We start from the raw sequence: 21,481 nt of genomic DNA on the forward strand, positions 1-21,481 counted from the left end.
CGCGGGGGCAGGAGTCCTAAAATGGGAGTTACTTAACAGTAGTTAGCGTCATCGGGGCGTCGCCCTCCTCGCACCACGTCGCACCTCGTCGCACCTCGTCGTCTTTGGAGTGAGAGACCTTGGCCGGATCGGCTGATTTCGACCTGTACCGCCCGTCCGCGGAGCACGACATGCTCCGTGACGCCGTCCGCTCGCTGGCCGAGGCGAAGATCGCGCCGTACGCCGCGGCGGTGGACGAGGAGGCGCGCTTCCCGCGGGAGGCGCTCGCCGCGCTCCTCGCGAACGACCTGCACGCGGTGCACGTGCCCGAGGAGTACGGCGGAGCGGGCGCCGACGCGCTCGCCACCGTCATCGTGATCGAGGAGGTGGCCCGCGTCTGCGCCTCCTCCTCCCTCATCCCGGCCGTGAACAAGCTCGGCTCGCTGCCGGTGATCCTCTCCGGCTCCGAGGCGCTGAAGAAGAAGTACCTGGCCCCGCTCGCCAAGGGCGAGGGCATGTTCTCGTACTGCCTCTCCGAACCGGACGCCGGTTCCGACGCGGCCGGCATGAAGACCAGGGCGGTCCGCGACGGCGACACCTACGTCCTCAACGGCGTGAAGCGCTGGATCACCAACGCCGGCGAGTCCGAGTACTACACGGTCATGGCGGTCACCGACCCCGCCAAGCGCTCCAAGGGCATCTCCGCCTTCGTCGTCGAGAAGTCCGACGCGGGCGTCTCCTTCGGTGCCCCCGAGAGGAAGCTCGGCATCAAGGGCTCCCCGACCCGCGAGGTCTACCTGGACGACGTCCGCATCCCCGCCGACCGCATGATCGGCGAGGAGGGCACCGGCTTCGCCACCGCGATGAAGACCCTGGACCACACCCGCATCACCATCGCCGCCCAGGCCCTGGGCATCGCCCAGGGCGCCCTCGACTACGCCCAGGGCTACGTCAAGGAGCGCAAGCAGTTCGGCAGGCCGATCGCCGACTTCCAGGGCGTCCAGTTCATGCTCGCCGACATGGCCATGAAGATCGAGGCCGCCCGCCAGCTCACCTACGCCGCCGCCGCCAAGTCCGAGCGCGTGGCCGCCGGAGGGGCAGAGGGGGACCTCACCTTCCAGGGCGCCGCCGCCAAGTGCTTCGCCTCCGACGTGGCCATGGAGGTCACCACGGACGCCGTCCAGCTCCTCGGCGGCTACGGCTACACCCGCGACTACCCGGTCGAGCGCATGATGCGCGACGCGAAGATCACACAGATCTACGAAGGCACGAACCAGGTCCAGCGGATCGTGATGGCCAGGAACCTGCCGTAACCCCGGAGCACGGACACACGAAGGGCGTCCGGGTGCGCGTACCCGGACGCCCTTCCTCCGTCATGCCGGGGTGTCCGCGTCCGCGTCCGCGTGGACCGCGGGGCGGCGGGAGGCGATGACCTTCTTCGCGAGGGAGCGGGGGCTGGTCAGGAAGCCCCAGCCCCAGGACATGTGCATGGTGGCCAGCGCCACCGGGATCTGCAGGCGTGCCTTCGGTGGGAGCCCCCTGCCCGCCGGTATCGAGCCGAGCACGATCGCGGCGAGGTAGCCGCCGGGCACGGCGAAGCCCCACGGGGTGAGCAGACCGCCGACCAGGATCCCGGCCGCGATCGTGCACACCGCGGCCGGCGGGGCCAGGTAGCGCAGGTTGATGGACCCCGAGTGGTAGCGGGCGACGACGTGCCGCCAGCGGCCGTAGTCCTTGTACTGCTTGGCCAGCGCCCGCATGCTCGGCCGGGGCCGGTACGACACCTTCAGCTCCGGCGAGAACCAGATCAGCCCGCCGGCCTCACGGATGCGGAAGTTCAGCTCCCAGTCCTGGGCGCGGACGAACTCCACGTTGTAGCCGCCCTGTCGCTCCAGCGCCTCGCGCCGGAACACCCCGAGGTAGACGGTCTCGGCCTCGCCCGCCGTGCCGCCGGTGTGGAAGGCCGCGTTGCCGACACCTATCCGGGACGTCATCGCGGCCGCGACCGCGTGCTCCCAGCCGTTCTCGCCCTCGGCGTGCATGATGCCGCCGACGTTCTGCGCGCCGGTCTCCTCCAGGAGCCGTACCGCGGTGGCGATGTAGCCCGGGGAGAGGATCCCGTGCCCGTCGACACGGACCACGACCGGATGGCGCGAGGCCCCGATCGCCGCGTTGAGGGCGGCCGGGGTGCGGCCGGTGGGGTTGGGCACGGTGTGCACCCGCGGGTCCTCGGCCACGAGCTCGGCGGCGATCTCGTCCGTGCGGTCCGTGGAGGGACCGAGGGCGATCACGACCTCCATCTCGCCGGCGTACTCCTGGGCGAGGATCGCGTGGACGGCGCCACGCAGGTGCCGCTCCTCGTCGAGCACGGGCATGATCACGGAAACGGCGGGGAGCCGCACGTCGGGATTGGCGTTCATAGGGGCCTCACGTTACCGCGAACGGGGGACAGTGCTGTGCGCGCCGGGTGCGGCTGCGCCGGGCCGCAGATCGTATCGGCCTACGGTGTCCAGGATTCCGTGTACGACCCTGTACGCCCTGTATGTCCCGCACGTGCCCTCTGTCCCGTCCCCTCCCGCATCCCCTCGTACGGCCCTCGTCCGGAGGTGTCCCTCTTGCCCGCCTCGTCACGGTCCCCCCGGCCCCGCACCGCGCCGCAGCGCCGACCGCAGCCGCCACGGGAAGGCGGCCCGCGGCCACCGGGGCGTCGGAGGCCTCGCTGGGGCGCGCGGGCGGTGACCGCACTGTCGGTCCTGGTGCTCGCCTCCGCCGGGATCGGACACGCGGTGGTCAGCAGCCTCGACAAGGGAATCGACCGGGTCGACCCGTTCCGGGACATGAAGAACCGCCCCGAGGCGGGGCACGGCATGAACATCCTGCTCGTCGGCACGGACGGACGAGAGAAGCTCGAAGCCCGGGAGCGGCGGAGGTACCGGCTCGGCGGGACGTCCTGCAACTGCACCGACACGATCATGATCGTGCACATCTCGGAGGACCGGGAGCGTGCCAGCGTCGTCAGCCTGCCGCGCGACTCGTACGCCATGACGCCCGCGCACACCGACCAGGTGAGCGGTGAGGAGCACGAGGGGCACCCCGTCAAGCTCAACGCGGCGTACGCGGAGGGCGGGCCGCAGCTGACCGTGCGCACGGTGGAGAAGATGACCCGGGTGAAGATCGACCACTACCTGGAGCTGGATTTCACCAGCTTCATGAAGACCGTGGACGTGGTCGGCGGAGTCGAGCTGTGCACCGGCGAGCCCTTGAAGGACAGCCACACCGGCCTCGACCTGCCCGCCGGCCGGCACGTCCTCAAGGGCGGCGAGGCACTGAAGTACGTACGCGCCCGGCACGTCGACGGTGCGGCCGACCTCGGCAGGATCAAGCGCCAGCAGCACTTCCTGGCGGCCCTGGTGGACCGGGCGACGTCCTCCGGGATCCTGCTGAACCCGATGATGTTCCGGGACGTGACCCGCGCGGTGCTCGGCTCGGTCCGCGCCGACAAGGGTTTCGGCACCGACGAGATGCTGGACCTGGGACGGGCGATGCGGGCCTTCTCGCCGGCCTCGTCGGAGTTCACCACCGTGCCGCTCGGCAAGGCGGGCCACACGGTCAAGGGCATCGGGTCGACGGTGAAGTGGGACCCCGAGAAGTCCGAGAACATCTTTCGGGCGCTGCGCGAGGACGAACCGCTCTCCGCGCAGTCGTCGCCCGACGCGGCGCGGCGCGTCCCGGTGGATCCCCGGCAGATCCGCGTCCAGGTCGAGAACGGCACGGGAACGAAGGGCCTGGGCCGCCGTGTGGACGCGGCCCTCGCGGCCACCGGTTTCAACACCACCAACGTTCCGGTCAACGCGGCGGACCGCTCCGTGGAGCGGACCGTCGTCGCCTACGACCCGCGCTGGGACCGCTCAGCGAAGTCCCTCGCCGCCGCCCTGCCGGGCAGCGAGCTGCGTGCGGTGAACGGCCAGGGCGCCACTCTGAAGGTGATCGCCGGCGGCGACTTCGAGAAGGTCCGCAAGGTCCGGCCGGAGGACCCGGGGAAGGACGAGTTCGGGGTGGTGCGGGGCGACGAGGTGGGCTGCTCGTAGCCCCGCCGCGCGGGGGGACGGGCGGGGTCAGTCCTCGATCCCGTCCGCCGCCCGCTTCTCGCGCAGTTCCACGATCGCCCGGCGGCGGGCCAGGCGGTGGGTGCGGCGGATCTGGGCCTCTTGGTTGCGGCGACGGTCCCGCTCGCTCTCCGGTATCACCTGAGGCACGCGGCGCGGCCTGCCGTCGGCGTCGACGGCCGCGAAGACGAGATACGCCGAGCCGACCTGGGTGGCCGGGGCGGACTCGTTCCACCGCTCGGCCAGGACCCGCACGCCGACCTCCATGGACGTCCGGCCGGTCCAGTTGACCTGTGCCTTCACATGGACCAGGTCGCCGACCCGGACCGGTTCGAGGAAGGCCATCTCGTCCATCGACGCGGTGACGGCGGGCCCTCCGGAGTGCCGTCCGGCGACCGCGCCCGCCGCGTCGTCGACGAGTTTCATGATCACGCCGCCGTGCACCGTACCCAGGAGGTTGGTGTCGCTGTGGGTCATGATGTGGCTGAGGGTCGTCCGCGACGCCGAGACGGGCTTGCCCGGGATGTCGGGTATGCCGGGACTCTCCGTGGGTGGGGCTGGGGCCTGATCTGTCATGGCCTCCACCTTATGCCGAGGCCGCATCCCGGGAATTTGTGTCAGCTTCGCAACAGCGCTGCTCCTATTTTCCGAGGACCGGTACGGCGCACAGCCCGGACCTGCACACTATTGCGCATGAATGATTGGCCCGAGGCCTGGTCCGACGACAACCGCGGCCCCCGCTACGGACAGGGGAGCGCGAGCGCACAGCCCGAGAGCGCCCGTGTCATGCGCCAGGTCCGCCGCGGCCAGGCGGCCCCGCCCGGCCAGGGGGCGCACGGCGGCGGAGTGCCGCAGCAGCCGTCGTACGTGGACGGCCGCGGGCACGGCGGCTACGACAACGGCTACAACACGGGCCAGGTCTACGGCTCCCCCGGCGGGGGCGGCTACGGCGGCCCCGGAGGGCCGGGCGGCGACGGCCGGTACGCGCAGAGTCCCGCGCCGAACTGGCGCCGCCGGATCAGGGCGACGGCGCTCACGGTCGCGGTCGTGCTGGTCGTGACGACCGTGGGCACCTACTTCTGGGCCGACTCGAAGCTCAACCGCGAGGTCGACCTGTCGATCGTGCTGGACCGGCCGGAGGCGGGCGAGGGCACGAACTACCTGATCGTCGGCTCCGACAGCCGGGCCGGGCTGACCGACGAGCAGAGGAAGAACCTGCGCACCGGGTCCGCCGAGGGCAAGCGCACGGACTCCATGATGATCCTGCACACCGGAAGCAACGGCCCCACCCTGGTCTCGCTGCCCCGCGACTCGAACGTGGAGATACCCACCTTCAAGGGCTCCGAGTCCGGCAAGACGTACCAAGGCACGGGCCGGCAGGTGAAGCTGAACGCCGCCTACGCGGAGGACGGCCCCGAACTCCTGGTCCGCACCGTCGAGTTCAACACCGGCCTGCGCATCGACCACTACGTGGAGATCGGTTTCGCCGGCTTCGCGAACATCGTGGACGCGGTCGGCGGCGTGGAGATGGACATCCCGCAGGACATCAAGGACACCAAGTCCGGCGCCGACCTCAAGAAGGGCAGGCAGACGCTCAACGGTGAGGAGGCCCTCGCCTTCGTCCGTACCCGGTACGCGCTGCCCGGCTCCGACCTGGACCGTACGAAGAACCAGCAGAAGTTCCTCTCCGCCCTCGCGAACCAGGTGGCGACGCCGGGCACGGTCCTGAACCCGTTCAAGCTGTACCCGACCATGGGCGCGGGCCTGGACTCGCTGATCGTCGACGAGGACATGGGCCTGTTCGGCCTGGCCGACATGTTCTGGTCGATGAAGGGCGTCAGCGGCGGCGACGGCACCTCCCTGAACATGCCTCTCGCGGGCTCCTCCGGCGGCAACCTGCTCTGGGACGAGGCGAAGGTCAAGCAGCTGGTGGACGAGCTGAAGAACGACGAGAAGGTCACCGTCAAGGGCGACTGAGCCCCACAGTGCCGACGACGGGCAGGAGGGACGGCCGAACGGCCGAGGGCACCCCACGGGGCGCCCTCGAACGTGTTCGGCGTCCGGCCTCCTCCGGCGCCGGTGTGGACGGCCGGCGTCACATCGTGGCGCCCGCCATGGCGCGGCAGGACTCCGCGCAGCGACGGCAGGACTCCGCGCAGCGCATCATCTGCGCGTCGTCCGGCATGGACATGCACGCCTCGGCACACAGGTCACAGGCCGTGGCGCACATCGCGCACATCTCGGCGGCCAGCGGCGAGCGGCGCATCATCATGTCGGCGCACATGCTGGTCATGTCGGCGCAGTCCATGAGGGCTCCCACGATCTGCGCGGGGGCCTGGCCACCCATCCGCAGACAGGAGCTCATGGTCTCCTCGCACGTGCTGTGGCAGTCCATGCACACCTGGACGCAGTCCTGCATCTCCTTGCTCAGGGGGGACGCGGCGGCAGACCGGGTCATGATTCCTCCCAGGGAGAACGGCGGAGGCCGCGGGCCGACCCCCGTCCTTCAGTCCTACGCCCCCTGTCCCATGAGCACCACAGGACGAACGGCGCACCCGGTCCGGGGGCGCGCGGTGATCCCCGGCTCCCGTCAGGACCAGGTGTAGTTCGGGTCGACCTTCATGCAGGCGGAGTCGTCCGCCCCGTTGAGGGCCTCGGCCGACTCGGGGGTCGTGTCGTCCTGTTCGGGTGCCTCGTACGCCGTTCCCTCGCGCCAGTCGGCGCCGACGACGAGCGTGACACCCGAGACGTCGGTGGACCGGCGCACCGAACTCTCCGGAACGCCCAGCGACTCGGCGACGCGCAGGGCGTTGCTCTCCAGGTCGGCGCTCGGGTAGCGCACCAGTGTCAGCTGCTCGTTCAGGGAGCCGGCGGTGTCGGCGGACGCGCCGGTGAACCCTTTCTCGTGCAGGAGTCCTGCCACGGCGCTCGCGCGGCCGGACGCCGCGGCGAGGGTGTCGGTGCGGGTGCCGTTGACGACCTGGACCGCGATCTCTGCGTCGGGGGCGGCCGGTTCGGCGGATGCGGCCTCCTTCTCTTCCTCGGCCTCCTTCTCGGCCTCCGCCTCGGCCTGCGTCGGCTTCTCGTCCCTGCCGTCCAGGGCGATGTCGTCGCGGACCAGCCGGAACAGCTGGTCGGCGTCCTCGGTCGGCTCCACGCGGGCACCCACGTACCGGTTGGGCATCGTGGTCATGGTGATGCGCTCCGGCTTCACCTTGCGCAGCTCGTTGCTGAGGTCGTACAGCTTCTTGACGGTGTCGAGGCCGGGGTCGACGGTGAGCGCCCGGGTAGCCTCCTCGGCCAGCCTGCGCAGCTTGTTGGGGCTGCTCAGGGTGGCGTTCTCACGCAGCTCGCGGGCCAGCGAGTTCATGTACATGTGCTGCGCCTTGGCGCGGGCGAGGTCGCTGCCGTCCTCGAAGCCGTAGCGCGTACGCAGCCACTGGAGGGCCTGCTCGCCCTTGACCGGGTGGGTGCCCTCGGGCAGCTTCAGACCGGAGCCATGGCCCCGGCTGTCGCGCGAGAGGATGTTGGCGTCCACGCACACGGGGACGCCGCCGACGGCGTCGGCCATGGAGACCACCCCGGCGAAGTCGACCATGACGAAGTGGTCGATGTGGATGCCGGTGAGCTCCTGCCAGGTGGCCACGGTGCAGCCCGGACCGCCGTGTCCGAGGCTCTGGTTGGTCATCGTCCGCCCGTTGCTCGCCTCGTACACCGTCCCGTCCTCGGGGTCGGTGCACTTCGGGATCCGGACGAGGGTGTCGCGGGGCATGCTGACCACGGACATGTTGGTCCGGTCGGCGGACAGGTGCAGCAGCATCTGCACATCGGCCAGCGGGGTGGAGCCGAACGTCTCGCGGGCGCCGCCGAGTTCCTGGTTCTCCTTGCTGTCCCGGGCGTCGGAGCCGATCAGCAGGATGTTCAGCGGGGTCTGCCCGGCGGCGTTCGGCGTGGGTTCGGCGACCTTGCCGTCGCCCAGGTTCAGGGGATCCTGCTTGATGTTGCCGTTCAGCTGCCGGTAGTAGACGTAGCCGGCCCCGGCCGATCCGAGGAGGAGCAGGGAGAGGGCCGCCGCGACCCATGTGAGCATCCGGCGCCGCGGGCGACGGCCGCCGCCTTTGCCGGAAGCGGGAGCGTCGGCGCCGGACGCGGGTATGCCGCCGTCGTCACCGTCCGACGCGGGTGTCTCGCCGCTGCCGTCACCGCCCGCCGCGTGTCCGCCGTCGCCGTCGGCCGGGACGCCGGAGGGACCGTCGTCCGGGCCCGGGTCACGCCGGTCGTCGCGGAGCGTCTTCCGCGCGGCGCGCTGCGTCACTTCGGTCGCCCTCCCCACCCCTGGTACTCCTCGCGTCATGGAACTGGCCTGTTCTGCGTTGTGTTAGACGCACGACAGGCCAGTCAGTTGCCCCGGGAACGCAATTCCACGTCAACAACTTCTGAGGAGCCACGCACGAGTCCCCGAACACGGATCGGCCGAGCGTCAGGTCGCGCATCCGACCTTGTCGGCCGTGGACTTCTCCACGTCCACGGCCCCCGCCGCGGAACCGTCGGGCCGCGATCCGGCGCCCTTGAAGTCCTCGCCGAGGGTCAGCGTCATCGCGGGCGCCCCCTGGGAGTTGGTGACGCTCTCGCCGGGCTTCATCCCCGAGCCGGACAGGCCGAGGAGGTCGGCGAGGCGGCGGGCCTGGTCGGCCTGGTCGGGCGCGTACTCGAGGGTGGTCTTCTTCAGTGTCTCCGGGGCGTTGCCGGCGTTCTCCGACTTGCTGACGCCCTCCTCCACCTGGAGCCAGGTGAGCATCTCCTGGGCGCTGCCCGCCGGGGCGCCGCCGTTGAGGACCTGCACCCGCACCTCGGAGGCCGCTGCCCTGGTGCCCTCGAGGCGGGCGGCGACGGCGGCCTTCTCCTTCCTCTCCCGCTTCTTCTCGACCTCGGTCAGCGACACGTCGCCGGCGATCGCTGCGAACAACTGCGGCGCCCTGGACTCGTCCATGACGACGGTCGCCCTCACCGCCTCCGCGGGGTTGTCACGCACCGGCACCGTGGTGAACGAGATGTTCTTCGGCGGGACCTTCTTCAGCTCCAGGGCGACGTCCTTGAGCGTGCTCACGCTGCCGATGCCGGTGTCCACGGTCAGCGCCTCGGTGGCGGCCTCGGCCAGTTTCACCAGCTTGGTGGGGCTGGTGAGGGTGTCGCCGGAGGACATCTTGCGCATCAGCGAGGCCAGGAAGTGCTGCTGCACCTTGATCCGGTCGAGGTCGCCCTCGTTGCCGAAACTGTGCCGGGTCCGGACGAAGGCGAGGGCCTGTTCGCCCTCCACCTTCGACTCGCCCGCGGGCAGCTTCAGCTTCGACTGCTTGTCGTCCACCGCGTGTTCCAGGCACACGTCGACGCCGCCGACCGCCGAGGTGAGTGTCTTGACCGCGTTGAAGTCGGCCATCATGAAGTGGTCGGGCCTGATACCGGTGGCCTCCTGCACCGTGCGCATCGCGCAGCCCGGGTCCCGGCCGCCCTCACCGAGGCTCCGGTTGAAGCGGGCGCCCCGCAGCCCGGGGACGACCTTCTCCGTCCCGTCCTCCAACTGCGTGGGGCAGTCGGGGATGTCGACTATGAGGTCGCGCGGGATGCTGAGCGCGGTCGCGTTCGTACGGTCCTTGGAGACGTGCAGCAGAATCGTGGTGTCGGCATGCCCCACGCTGCCGGCGTCCCCGTAGCCGTCGTTGCCCGATCCGGTGCGCCTGTCGGTGCCGAGGACGAGGATGTTGAAGGCCTCGTCCTTGCTGAAGTTGCCCGAGCCCGCGTCGCCGACGTCGGTCGTGTCGACGTTGCCCTCGAGATGCTTCAGATAGACGTAGCCGACCGTACCGGTGGCGAGCACCACGAACGCCATCGTCCCGCCGATCCACAGCAGGGCCTTCCTCGCCTTGGGCCTGCGCGGCCCCGGCCGGCCCCCGCGCTGTCCGGGAGGCGGCTCGGGCGTGCCGCGCCGTCGTGGTGGCGGGACCTCATGGCCGGGTGCCCGCGGAGGGCTGCCGGGCACGGCACCGTAGGAGTGGTCCGTGCCGCCCGGACGGTTCGTGGTGTGCGGGGAGGTTCTGCGGGGTCCGGCGAAGGACGACTGCGGTGTGGAAGGACCCAGTTGCAGTTCGTATTCACCGGTGGCCGGATTGAGTACCCATTGGTCTGCGGGGTCGACCCTGTCCGCCCGCCCACGGCTCTGCGCGTCCACGCTCGTCCGATCCTCCGTCGGGGCCACACGGCACCCTCCCCCCTCCGGAGGGTGTCCGCGCGTACTGGTCACCACCGTGCGCGCGACGCCGGAACGGCTCTCGCGGCCGGGGCACTGGAGCGTTCACATTAGCCGCCGACCTGAGCGGAACGGGGCCTCAGTGACGAATTCCTCGTTCACGAAAAGGGGCAAATCGCCCTATTGGGTGGGGAAATGGCGCCATGGGTCACCCCCTCCGCAGGGTGCGTGCCCTGCGGGCGCGCACCGACGCCGTGTGTCGTGTCACTCCGCGCACTCGACCTTGTCCGCCGTGGACTTCTCGATGTCGTCCGGCGCCTTGGACGGAGTGGTGAGAGAGACGCCCGCGCCCTTGAAGTCCTCGCCGAGGGTCAGCGTCATCGCGGGCGCCCCCTGGGAGTTGGTGACGCTCTCGCCGGGCTTCATCCCCGAGCCGGACAGGCCGAGGAGGTCGGCGAGGCGGCGGGCCTGGTCGGCCTGGTCGGGCGCGTACTCGAGGGTGGTCTTCTTCAGTGTCTCCGGGGCGTTGCCGGCGTTCTCCGACTTGCTGACGCCCTCCTCCACCTGGAGCCAGGTGAGCATCTCCTGGGCGCTGCCCGCCGGGGCGCCGCCGTTGAGGACCTGCACCCGCACCTCGGAGGCCGCTGCCCTGGTGCCCTCGAGGCGGGCGGCGACGGCGGCCTTCTCCTTCTTCTCCTGCTCCTTGACCTCGGTGAACGACACGTCGTTCTTGATCAGGTCGAAGATCTCCGGGGCCTTGGACTCGTCCACGACGACGGTCGCCCTCACCGCCTCCGCGGGGTTGTCGACCACCGGCAGCGTGGTGAAGGTCAGGTTCTTGGTGTTGAGCTTGCCCAGCTCCAGACCGAGGTCCTTCAGCTTGTTGATGCTGTCCAGTTGGGAGTCGACGGTGAGTGCCTCGGTGCCCGCCTCCGCCAGCTTGATCATCTTCGACGGGCTGGTGAGCGTGTCGCTGGACTTCAGCTGCCTCATCAGCGCGCCGAGGAACTGCTGCTGCACCTTGATGCGGTCGAGGTCGCCCTGGTTGCCCCAGGCGTGGCGGGTACGGACGAACGCCAGGGCCTCCTCGCCCTCGATGGTGTGCGTCCCGGCGGGCAGATTGAGCTTGGAATCCTTGTCGTTGACGTCCTGGGCGAGACAGACCTCGACTCCGCCGACCGCCGTGGTGAGCGTCTTGACCGCGTTGAAGTCGGCCACCATGAAGTTGTCCGGCGTGATCCCGGTCAGCTCGGTGACGGTCCGCATGGTGCAGCTCGGCGTACGGTCGCTCTGGCCGAGGCTGGTGTTGAAGCGGGCCCCGGCGGAGCCCGGGATGACCTTCTCCGTCCCGTCCTCCAGCTGCGTGGGGCAGTCGGGGATGTCGACTATGAGGTCGCGCGGGATGCTGAGCGCGGTCGCGTTCGTGCGGTCCTTGGAGACGTGCAGCAGGAGCGTGGTGTCGGCATGACCCGCGCTGCCCGCGTCGCCGTAGCTCTCGTTGCCCTCGCCGGTGCGCTTGTCGGTACCGATCAGCAGGATGTTGATGGCCTTGTCCTTCTGGAAGCCACCGGTGCTCGCGCCGTCGTCGGAGACGGCGTTGATGTTGTCGTTGAGGTGATCCAGGTACAGATATCCGCCCAGGGCGGTGGCGAACACCACGAACGCCGTCGTCCCGCCGGTCCACCGCAGGGCCTTCTTGGTCTTCGACTTCTTCACCGGCCGGCGCCCGCGCCTGCCCGGTGGCGGCTCCTCCGGCGCACCGCGGCGCCTGCCCGGTGGTGGCTCCTCCGGCGCACCGCGGCGCCTGCCCGGTGGCGGCTCCTCGCGCCCGGGTGTTCCGCGCTCGGTCGTCCCGGGTTCGGCCGCTCTGCGGCCGCGCGGCGCCCCCGCGCCGGAGCCCTTGCCCGCCCCCGCGCCGCCACCCGGACCCGCACCGGAGGAACGCGGTCTGCGGGGGGAGGGGATCGGTGACTGCGGTGCGGAACTGTTCAGTCGCAGTTCGTAATCACCGGTGTCCGGGTTGAGCACCCACTGGTCTGCGGGGTCGATGTCGTTGCCCCGCCCACGGCCTTGCGCGTCCACGGTCGTTTGAATCCTCCGTCGGTGCCACGCGGCGCCTTTCCCCTCCCAGGCGCTCGGTCGGTCCTCGGTGCGCGCCTGAAGGGTTGAATCTCAGGAATACGTGCACCGGGAGCGCACACACTAACGGCACGGAACGGCCTCCGGCGAGGCCGGTAGCGCATTCCGCATCCCCACAACTGGGCAATTCGTGCATATCTCTTGACGTAGCTTCACGGTTGGGGAGTCGCCTGGGAGTCGGCTTTACGTGCAGGCGTCCTCGGCGGCCGTGTTCCCGGAGAATGTCGGCGCGGGAGAGGCCGCTTCGGCCGCTTCCTCCGGTTGCTCTCCGGGCTCATTTCGAGTGACCTCCGCGTCACTCTCCGTGCTTTCGCCGTCCGGTTTTCCGGGTGGCGCGCCGGATCCGGATTCCGCGACGGTGCCGTGCATCCCGTCCTGTGCGACCGAGACCGACGCGTCCCTGCGCAGCCGCTCGAACAGTTCCTCCGCCTCGGGCTGTGAAAGCTGGTCCCGATTGGCGTCGTTCGTATACGGCTCCCGGGGGACGGTGAGGAATTGCACGCGTTCCGTGGGAATGTCACGGACTCCGCGGACGAGTTCGTACAAACCCCGCAGACTCGCCAGTCCCGGGTCGGTCGTCAGCGCCGAAGTGGCCGCATTCAGAACGGGATACAGCTTGGCCGGATTCAGCAGAACGTCATTGCCGCTCGCCTTGTTGACGAGCGCCCCGAGGAACCGCTGCTGACGTTCCATACGGTGTGTATCGCTTCCGTCACCGAGGGACTTGCGGGCGCGGACATAGCCGAGGGCCTGTTCCCCGTCCAGCGTCACCCGGCCCGCGGGCAGTTTCAGTTTGGCCGCCTTGTCGTCAATGGGTTCACGCAGGCACACCTCGACGCCGTCGACCGCCTCGACCATCTCCTTGAAGCCCTGGAAGTCCACGACGATGTGATGGTCCACGCGAATGCCGGTGAGTTTCTCCACGGTACGGATCGCGCAGGCGGAACCGCCCCACTCGAAGGCCTGGTTGAACATCGCGAACACGGGCTCGGCGCGACCGCCGTCCCGGCGCAGACAGCCCGGCACGTCCACCATCAGGTCCCGGGGCAGGGACACCGCGGTGGCGCTGCCCCGGCCCGCCGACAGGTGCAGCAGGATCGCGGTGTCGGACCGCTCCGTCCCCGGGTCCCGGCCGTAGCGGGTGTTCTCCTCCCCGGAGCGTGAGTCCGAGCCGATCAGCAGGATGTTCCGGGCGTCCCTGACCAGTGCGGTCGGCCGTTCCTTCTCGAACCGCGCCAGCTCGGCCGCGGCCGCCTCGTCCGGCGTGATGTTCCCGTCGAGCTTCGCGTACACCGCCCACCCGGCCCCGGCGGCCACGACGAGCAGGGCCGCGCCACCGAGCCCGGCGCCCAGCATCCACCGCCGTCGCCTGTGCCGCGGCAGCCCCGCCCCGCTGGCCGAGGCTCCCGCCCCCGGTCCGAGGGCACCCCCGCCCGCCGGGTCCGCGGGGGACGTGCCTGCGGTGTCGCTCATGACCGGTTCACCCCCTCACGGCGTACGGGACGGCTTGCGGCGGCATGCGAAACCGCGGGACGACGTACGGACATACAGGGTGGGATACGGACATACAGGCGTCGGGGAGTGGCGTGCCGCTGATACGACGATGACCCGGATGCGCGGCGGGGGCGGGCGCTGCGCATCCGAACGGGGGACGGGACGCGGCTGAGGGGGACTGCCCGGCGGGGCCGGTTCGAGCGACCGCTCCGGGCCGGGGTGGGGGCGGAGGGCGAGAGCGGGGCGGCCGTCAGCGGGCGATGACGGTGACCCGCTCGCTCTCGACCCGCTTGTCCAGGGCGTCGCCTCCGAGCCGGTCCAGGTTCCGGCACAGCACCACCGAACCGCCGGTCGCCAGCGGTCCGTACAGGCCCGCGTGAAGACCCTCCCACGTGTCGTACGGCAGCCCCGACAGGATGCGCGAGGCCGGTCCGGTCAGCCCGAGGTCCGTCGCCTCCGCGCGGGCCCGCTGCACCACCTCGGCCCCGGTGAGCTCCCGGCCCGCCACGATCAGCGCCGGTGCCTCGGAGTCGACCGGCGTGTACGGCGCGAACCGGTCGCCCTGTCCCGGGACCTCCACGGCGTAGTCGGCGAAGCCCTCCGGAGGTTGCGGGAACCGTCCGCCGAGCGGCCTGAGGGCCAGCGCGACCCGTGCGCCCGAGCAGGCCCGCGCGGTCTCCAGCGCGTCCGGCCCGCTCACCACGACATCGGCTGCCGCCGGGTCGCCGGACACGTCCGCGACCACGCCCACCGACGCGCAGGCCAGCAGCCACACGGCGGTCTGCCAGTGCGCGGGCAGCAGCAGCGCCACGCGGTCACCGGGCTCGGAGGCCAGTTCGTCCTGCAGCAGGTTCGCGGTCTTGGCCACCCAATTGGCGAAGGTGGCCACGGACAATTCGACGCGTTCGCCCGTGGCGTCGTCGTAGAAGGTCACCAGGGGGCGTCCCGGGTCCGCGGCGAGTGCGGAACCCAGCAGGTCGGCGGGGGTGCGGTCGGTGGCGTTCATCCGCGCAAGCGTACGCGGAGGCGGCCCCGCGCACCGGGTGCCCGGGGCACCGGTTCGGCGGAACGGGCCCCGACGGCCCGTCAATTCCCCGATGGACAGATTTGTATGATTATGTCCAAGCTCAGGGGCATGCGTAGAACTCTTGCTTCCTCCGTCGGCGTCACCTGCGCGGCCGTACTTGCCCTGCCTCTCGCCCCGCCCGCCGTCGCAGCGGACGCGGGCCCGGGCCGGACGGCGCCGGCGGTCACCCGCGCGGCGATGACGACCGGGTCCGGTACCCCCGGCAGCACCCAGTCGCTGCCCCTGCAGCCCCTCGAACCCGACCGTGCCGCCGGCGCCGCCACGTTCGGCCTGGCCCCGCGGTCCGTACGGCACTTCTCCCTCGTCGGCGTCGTCTGGGACGACCCCGACGCCGAACTCCACGGCCGGGTCCAGGTCCGCGCCCGCGCGGCGGACACCGGCGCATGGTCCGGCTGGCAGGACGTCGAGACCCGCAACGCCGACCACGCGGCCGACCCCGGGACCGCGGAACGTGCCTCGGGCCGGGTCCGCGGTGCCACCGCACCGCTGTGGGTGGGCGGGTCGGACGGCGTGGAGATCCGGGTCCGGGCGGAGACCGGACCGGACGCGGAGCCGAAGGCCGGTTCCGAGCCCACCGGCTCCCCCGCCGGGGAAGGGGGCCAGGAAGGCGCCGGGAAGCCCGCCCCGCTCCTCCCGCCCGGGATGCGCCTCGAACTCGTCGACCCGGGGGAGGACGCCCCGCCCGAGGACGGCACTGCCGAGAGCCCCGACGAGAACCCCGCCGACGGCCCGGCGGGCCCCGCGGCGGAGGCTCCCCGAACCGGTGCGATGAGTGCCGAGGCGACCGCCGCCTCCGCCGCCAACGCCCCGCTCGTGCCCCTGGGGGCCACCGGGATCCCGGCGCTGACCCGGGCGGAGACCGAGGAGGAGTACCACGTCCTGCGCGGCACCGGAACGGCCGGACAGCAGACGGATCCGCACATCGGCCCACGGCCCGACATCGTCACGCGCAGCGGGTGGGGCGCGGACGAGAGCCTGCGGGAGAAGACGTTCGTGTACACCGACAAGGTGGGCGCGGCCTTCGTGCACCACAGTGACTCCGGCAACAACTACACGTGCGCAGAGGCTCCTTCCGTCATCCGCAGTATCTACCGCTACCACACGGGGAGCATGGGCTGGCGGGACATCGGCTACAACTTCCTCGTCGACAAGTGCGGGAAGATCTACGAGGGGCGGGCCGGGGGAGTGGCCCACCCGGTCCTGGGCTCCCACACTCTGGGATTCAACAACAGCACCATGGGCGTGGCGGTTCTCGGCACCTTCGACACCACGAGTCCGCCGACCGCCCCGGTGACGGGCGTCGCCCAGCTCACCGCCTGGAAGCTCGGACTGCACGGTATGGATCCGAGCGCGAAGACATACCTGACGTCCGACGGTGGCAATCTCTACGCAAAAGGCACGGAGGTGCGACTGAACGTGATCTCCGGTCACCGGGACGGGCTCAACACCGTGTGCCCAGGGGGGAAGTTCTACGACAAGCTCGGCGTCGTCCGCTCCGCGGCGGCCGGTTACCAGGGCCGCTGAGAGCGGCGGACCGCCTGGCCCGCGTTCCCTGCTGCCGGAGACACCGCCGTCGAAACCGCCGTGCGACGGTCTGCACACACTGGCCGGCCGAAAGACAGTTCGGCCGGCCCCGGCAGGAAGCAGAGACGACAGGTGACAGAAGCGATCCTCCTGGTCGGCGGCAAGGGCACACGGTTGCGCCCGCTCACGGTGCGCACACCGAAGCCCATGGTCCGGGCGGCCGGAGTGCCCTTCCTCACGCACCAGCTGGCGAGAGCGAGAGCGGCGGGCGTCGAGCACGTCGTCCTGGCCACGTCCTATCTGGCCGAGGTCTTCGAGCCGTACTTCGGCGACGGGGCGTCGCTGGGGCTGCACATCGAGTACGTGACGGAGGAGGAGCCGCTCGGCACCGGCGGTGCCATCCGCAACGTCGCCTCCCGGCTGCACTCCGGCCCCGACGAACCGGTGCTGATCTTCAACGGCGACATCCTCACGGGCCTGGACATCCGGGCGCTGGTACACACCCACGAGACGACGGGCGCCGACGTCTCGCTGCACCTGACGAAGGTGACGGACCCGAGGGCGTACGGCCTGGTCCCCACCGGCGACACGGGCCGCGTCCTGGCGTTCCTGGAGAAACCGCAGACACCCGAGGAGATCGTCACCGACCAGATCAACGCGGGGGCGTATGTCTTCCGCCGCTCGGTCATCGACACGATCCCCACGGGCCGGCCGGTGTCGGTGGAGCGGGAGACGTTCCCGGGGCTGCTGACGGCCGGAGCCCATCTCCAGGGCCTGGTCGACTCCACGTACTGGCTGGACCTCGGCACCCCGGCGGCCTTCGTCCGGGGTTCCGCGGACCTGGTACTGGGCCGCGCCCCGTCCCCGGCGGTCCCGGGGCGCGGCGGCGACCGGCTGGTCCTGCCGACGGCGAGGGTGGCACCGGACGCCAAGCTGGCGGGCGGGACCGTGGTGGGCGAGGGCGCGTTCGTGGCGGAGGGCGCGCGCGTCTTCGGCAGCACGATCCTGCCGGGCGCGGTCATCGAACCCGGCGCGGTCGTCACCGACTCACTGATCGGCACGGGTGCGTGGGTGGGGGAGCGGTCGGTCCTCACCGGGACGGTGATAGGCGACGGCGCGGTCGTCGGCGCCCGCAACGAACTCCGGGACGGGGTCAGGGTCTGGTGCGACGCGCGGATCCCGGCGGGGTCGGTGCGGTTCTCCTCGGACGAGTAGCCGAGGCGTGGGCAGGTGACAGGTGACAGGCGACAGGTGACAGGCGACAGGGGGTAGGAGGCAGGGGCAGGGGGATCGGACGGCTGAGGGGCCCGGGCCTCACAGCCGTCCGATGTCCCAGCGGGGCATTTTCGGTGCCCGCCGTGCCGGCGTCCGTCCGCTCAGCAGGATCAGCCGCGCCGCCCGGTGCCGCTGACCGGCATACGGCTCCAGCAGTTCCAGCATCACCGCGTCGTCCGCGTCCCGGTTCCCGGCCAGCGCCCACCCCACGATGCCCGGCAGATGCAGGTCCCCCGTGGTCACCTCGTCCGGCGCGCCGTGAGTGCGCTGCACCGTCTCCGCCGACGTCCACGGCCCGATGCCCGGCACCAGCTCCAGTCGTCTCCTCGCCGCCGCCGGAGTCATCCCGGCCGCCTCCTCCAGCCGCGCCGCGACCCGCACCGCCCGCAGCACCGCGGACGCACGCTTGTCGTCGACACCGGCCCGGTGCCACTCCCAGGAGGGGATCAGCGCCCAGGTCCGGGGCGACGGCATCACCGCCATCCGCTCGGGTGAGGGCCCGGGGGCCGGCCCTCCGTACTTCTGGACCAGCAGCCGCCACGCCCGGTACGCCTCACCGGTGGTGACCTTCTGCTCCAGGACCGACGGGATCAACGACTCCAGCACCAGCCCGGTCCGGGCCAGCCGCAGCCCAGGCCGGTGGTGCCGGGTGAGCGCCAGCAGTTTGTGCCGGGGGACGAACGCGGCCGGGTCGTCGGCGGCGCCGAGCAGGTCGGGCAACCGGTCCAGGAACCACCCGGCCCCCGGACCCCACGCCTCGCCCCGCACCTCGCCGCCGTAGCGCGTCACCCGCAGCGTGCCCGGCCCGGCGGGTGTCAGGCTCGTCCGCCACACGGAACCGTCCGGCAGCGTGCGGAACGTCGGGTCCGCGGCCCCGCGCCGCAGCGGCCCGAGGACCAGCCCGAGGTCCAGCGGTCCGTCCGGTACCCACGTCCGGACCAAGGGCGGGACGGCCGGGGCCGGTGCCTGCCGCGGCACCCCCGCAGGCTCGACGGCCCGCCCGTCCCGCACGGTCGTACGAGCGGGACGGGGAACAGGCCGGGGGGTGGGCCGGGGAGCGAAGCGTCCTGCCACGGAGGGATCCCGGGGGGTAGGGGCGAAGGGGGAATGGTGCGGAGGCGGGGGAAGGCGGGGTGCTTACGAGGGTAGGTGCCCCGCGCGTCCCGTCCGGCTCATCGCCGTCCGTTCATCGCACGGCGATGAACGCGTCCGCGTCCCGTTCCGACCGCGGCCGGGGCTCCCCGGCGGGGTGGCCCACCGCCACCGCGCCCATCGGGTCCCAGCCCGTCGGCAGGTCCAGGACCTCGCGGACCACGTCCCGGCAGAACATCGTCGATGACACCCAGGCCGAGCCCAGCCGCTCACCGGCCAGGGCGACCAGGAAGTTCTGCACGCCGGCACCCGTCGCGACCACGAACATCTCCCGCTCCGCACCGTCCCGCCGCGCGTCCCCGTAGGTGTGCGAGCCCTCCATGACCAGGCAGGGCACGACCAGGCAGGGCGCGGTGCGCAGGACATCGCCGCGGCGGACCCGCTTGGCGACGGACTCCTCCGACTTGCCGTCCCGGCGCAGGTCCGCGATCCAGGCGTCCCGCATCGCGTCGAGCAGCCGGGTCCGGGAGTCCTGCGACTCCAGCAGGACGAACCGCCACGGGGTGGTGTGGTGCGGGGCCGGAGCCGTCACGGCCGCGGCCACCGCGCGGTGCACCGCCCCCGGGTCGACCGGCTCGTCGGTGAAGGCCCGCACCGTGCGGCGCTGGGTCACCGCCTGCCGTACCGCCTCCGACGTACCGAGCCGGAACATGTCGTCGCGGGAGTCGCGGACCATGGCCCGTGCACCCCCGGCATGCTCGCCGTCGGCCGCCACCAGGGCGGGCAGCCCGCGTACGACGGCCACCGGCAGGCCCGCGGCCTTGCCCTTGACCAGGTCGCCCGCCGCGGCGAGTTCGTCGGCGGAGGCGACCACGGTGGCGCCCAGCGGATTGCCGTACGCGTCCGTTCCACCGCGCAGGTCGTCCAGGACATGGATGCCTGCGGCGCCGATCGCGACGTCCGTCAGTCCCGCCCGCCAGGGGCGCCCGAAGGTGTCGGTGACCAGCACGCCGACCGTGACCCCGAGGGCGTCCCGCAGGCCCTCGCGGATCGCCCGCGCGGACGCGTCCGGATCCTCGGGGAGCAACAGCACCGTGCCGGGGGGCGTGTTGGAGGCGTCGACCCCGGCCGCGGCCATGACGAGGCCCTGCCGGTTCTCGACGATGCGCAGAGGGCCGCGCCGGGCCACCACCCGTACCGTCTCCGCGTCGATCGCGGCCTCCCGGTCGGCTGCTTCCCGCATCCGGCCCTCCGCCTTGGAGACGATCTTGGAGGTGACGAGCAGCACATCCCCGTCGGCCAGCCCCGGCTCCGCGGCCGCGATCAGCTTCGCGAGATCGTCCCCCTGCCGGACCTCGGGCAGCCCCGCGACGGCCCACACCCGGTAGCCGCCGGACGCCGCGCCACCCCCGGGTACGCCGTCCTGCGCACGTGCGCCGTTCAAACCGCCCGCACCTCCTCCGCCAGAGCGAGCGCCTCCCGGGCCATCCGCGCGGTGGCGTCGGCGTCGGTCATCATCAGGGGTACGGCCCGGCAGCGGATGCCCACCTCCTCGACGTGCTCCGCACCAGCGGCGTCGACCGTGTCGACCAGCCAGCCGTCCAGCAGGCCCGAGCCGTAGTGCTCGGCCACCGCCCGCGCCGTGGATTCCACGCCCACCGCCGCGAGCACCTTGTCGGCCATGCCGTGTACGGGCGCGTCGCCGACGATCGGCGACAGGCCGACCACCGGCGCGCCCGCCTCGGCGATCGCCTCCCGGATGCCGGGTACGGAGAGGATCGTGCCGACGGAGACGACCGGGTTGGACGGCGGGAAGAGGATCACGTCGGCCGCGGCGATCGCCTCCAGCACCCCCGGCGCCGGCTTCGCCTGCTCCGCGCCGACCGGCACGACCGCCTCGGCCGGGACCGACGCCCGCAGTCGCACCCAGTACTCCTGGAAGTGGACGGCCCGGCGCGTACCGGAACCCGGTGCGGAGCCTGCCGTGGAATCCGGCGGGTTCTCCCCGGTCCCGGACCCGGCCGACGGACCCGCTGCCGGGTCGCCGTCGGGCAGGGTGACGGCGACATGCGTCTCGACGCGGTCGTCGGTCATCGGGATCAGCCGGACGCCCGGCTGCCAGCGCTCACAGAGGGCCTGGGTCACCGCGCTCAGCGGATAGCCGGCGGCGAGCATCTGCGTCCGCACGATGTGCGTGGCGAAGTCCCGGTCGCCGAGCCCGAACCACCCCGGGCCGACGCCGTACGCCGCCAGCTCCTCCTTGAGCCGGAAGCTCTCGTCGGTCCGCCCCCAGCCCCGCTCCTCGTCGATGCCGCCGCCGAGGGTGTACATCACCGTGTCGAGGTCCGGGCAGACCTTCAGCCCGAAGAGGTGGATGTCGTCCCCGGTGTTGCCGATGACCGTGATGTCCGCGTCCGGCACGGCCCGCTTCAGACCACGCAGGAAACGGGCACCGCCGATGCCGCCTGCCAGAACCACAATGCGCATGGGAAACAGTCTGTCAGTCGCCGGGAGGGACGTGGCACCGTGCAGGCCGGTCCG

Annotated in this window: 16 protein-coding genes; 5 read left to right on the forward strand and 11 right to left on the reverse strand. The window is 71.6% G+C overall.

All coding sequences use genetic code 11. The features are described 5' to 3' along the window. The first annotated feature begins 119 nt into the window (after nucleotides 1–119). A complete protein-coding gene (locus HUV60_RS20440; RefSeq protein WP_269441212.1) occupies nucleotides 120–1,292 on the forward strand; it encodes an acyl-CoA dehydrogenase family protein in 1,173 nt (390 codons plus the stop codon). A gap of 60 nt (nucleotides 1,293–1,352) precedes the next feature. Here the strand turns inward: HUV60_RS20440 and HUV60_RS20445 are convergent, their stop codons facing one another. Then, nucleotides 1,353–2,399: a glycosyltransferase family 2 protein gene (locus HUV60_RS20445; protein WP_257848694.1), complete on the reverse strand. Its 1,047-nt coding sequence runs from the start codon at nucleotides 2,397–2,399 to the stop codon at nucleotides 1,353–1,355. A gap of 195 nt (nucleotides 2,400–2,594) precedes the next feature. Between HUV60_RS20445 and HUV60_RS20450 the strand changes: the two genes are divergently transcribed. Continuing rightward, complete coding sequence (locus tag HUV60_RS20450; protein WP_257848695.1) at nucleotides 2,595–4,067, forward strand: LCP family protein; 1,473 nt, start codon at nucleotides 2,595–2,597, stop codon at nucleotides 4,065–4,067. Between the two features lie 27 nt (nucleotides 4,068–4,094). Here HUV60_RS20450 and HUV60_RS20455 read toward each other — a convergent pair whose 3' ends face one another. Beyond that, nucleotides 4,095–4,688, reverse strand: coding sequence for an acyl-CoA thioesterase (locus tag HUV60_RS20455; protein ID WP_257848696.1), 594 nt, complete (start codon nucleotides 4,686–4,688; stop codon nucleotides 4,095–4,097). 90 nt (nucleotides 4,689–4,778) lie between these two features. Here HUV60_RS20455 and HUV60_RS20460 point away from each other — a divergent pair, with 90 nt between their 5' ends. Then, nucleotides 4,779–6,062 carry an LCP family protein gene (locus HUV60_RS20460; protein WP_257848697.1) on the forward strand — a complete coding sequence of 428 codons (1,284 nt, stop codon included), beginning with the start codon at nucleotides 4,779–4,781 and terminating at the stop codon, nucleotides 6,060–6,062. Between the two features lie 118 nt (nucleotides 6,063–6,180). On the opposite strand, the gene HUV60_RS20465 is transcribed toward HUV60_RS20460, so the two are convergent. The 6 genes from HUV60_RS20465 to HUV60_RS20490 all read right to left on the reverse strand — a co-directional run bounded on the left by HUV60_RS20465 (nucleotide 6,181) and on the right by HUV60_RS20490 (nucleotide 14,968). Beyond that, nucleotides 6,181–6,543 carry a four-helix bundle copper-binding protein gene (locus tag HUV60_RS20465; protein WP_257848698.1) on the reverse strand — a complete coding sequence of 121 codons (363 nt, stop codon included), beginning with the start codon at nucleotides 6,541–6,543 and terminating at the stop codon, nucleotides 6,181–6,183. A gap of 132 nt (nucleotides 6,544–6,675) precedes the next feature. Next, nucleotides 6,676–8,400 carry an LCP family protein gene (locus HUV60_RS20470; protein WP_443047357.1) on the reverse strand — a complete coding sequence of 575 codons (1,725 nt, stop codon included), beginning with the start codon at nucleotides 8,398–8,400 and terminating at the stop codon, nucleotides 6,676–6,678. 165 nt (nucleotides 8,401–8,565) lie between these two features. After that, entirely contained in the window at nucleotides 8,566–10,311 is a 1,746-nt protein-coding gene (locus HUV60_RS20475; RefSeq protein WP_257848700.1) for an LCP family protein, read from the reverse strand. Between the two features lie 282 nt (nucleotides 10,312–10,593). Continuing rightward, entirely contained in the window at nucleotides 10,594–12,411 is a 1,818-nt protein-coding gene (locus tag HUV60_RS20480; protein WP_257848701.1) for an LCP family protein, read from the reverse strand. A gap of 240 nt (nucleotides 12,412–12,651) precedes the next feature. Then, the gene (locus HUV60_RS20485; RefSeq protein WP_257848702.1) at nucleotides 12,652–13,941 is read right to left on the reverse strand and encodes an LCP family protein; all 1,290 of its coding nucleotides are present in this window, start codon (nucleotides 13,939–13,941) and stop codon (nucleotides 12,652–12,654) included. A gap of 271 nt (nucleotides 13,942–14,212) precedes the next feature. Beyond that, nucleotides 14,213–14,968 (reverse strand): TIGR03089 family protein, encoded by a 756-nt coding sequence (locus HUV60_RS20490; protein WP_257848703.1) that lies wholly within the window; start codon nucleotides 14,966–14,968, stop codon nucleotides 14,213–14,215. 129 nt (nucleotides 14,969–15,097) lie between these two features. Here HUV60_RS20490 and HUV60_RS20495 point away from each other — a divergent pair, with 129 nt between their 5' ends. Together HUV60_RS20495 and HUV60_RS20500 are read left to right on the forward strand one after the other, a co-directional pair. Next, nucleotides 15,098–16,573, forward strand: a complete 1,476-nt coding sequence (locus tag HUV60_RS20495; protein WP_257848704.1) for an N-acetylmuramoyl-L-alanine amidase — start codon at nucleotides 15,098–15,100, stop codon at nucleotides 16,571–16,573. Between the two features lie 132 nt (nucleotides 16,574–16,705). After that, nucleotides 16,706–17,788, forward strand: coding sequence for an NDP-sugar synthase (locus HUV60_RS20500; protein ID WP_257848705.1), 1,083 nt, complete (start codon nucleotides 16,706–16,708; stop codon nucleotides 17,786–17,788). Between the two features lie 99 nt (nucleotides 17,789–17,887). Here HUV60_RS20500 and HUV60_RS20505 read toward each other — a convergent pair whose 3' ends face one another. The 3 genes from HUV60_RS20505 to HUV60_RS20515 all read right to left on the reverse strand — a co-directional run bounded on the left by HUV60_RS20505 (nucleotide 17,888) and on the right by HUV60_RS20515 (nucleotide 21,427). Next, a complete protein-coding gene (locus HUV60_RS20505) occupies nucleotides 17,888–18,922 on the reverse strand; it encodes a DNA-3-methyladenine glycosylase family protein (protein WP_257848706.1) in 1,035 nt (344 codons plus the stop codon). A gap of 112 nt (nucleotides 18,923–19,034) precedes the next feature. Then, entirely contained in the window at nucleotides 19,035–20,384 is a 1,350-nt protein-coding gene (locus HUV60_RS20510; RefSeq protein ID WP_257848707.1) for a coenzyme F420-0:L-glutamate ligase, read from the reverse strand. Further along, the gene (locus HUV60_RS20515) at nucleotides 20,381–21,427 is read right to left on the reverse strand and encodes a 2-phospho-L-lactate transferase (RefSeq protein ID WP_257848708.1); all 1,047 of its coding nucleotides are present in this window, start codon (nucleotides 21,425–21,427) and stop codon (nucleotides 20,381–20,383) included. The genes HUV60_RS20510 and HUV60_RS20515 overlap by 4 nt, the downstream gene beginning before the upstream one ends. Nucleotides 21,428–21,481: the final 54 nt, after the last annotated feature.

Origin of the sequence: Streptomyces sp. KMM 9044, from assembly GCF_024701375.2 — a bacterium.
Classification (GTDB): domain Bacteria; phylum Actinomycetota; class Actinomycetes; order Streptomycetales; family Streptomycetaceae; genus Streptomyces.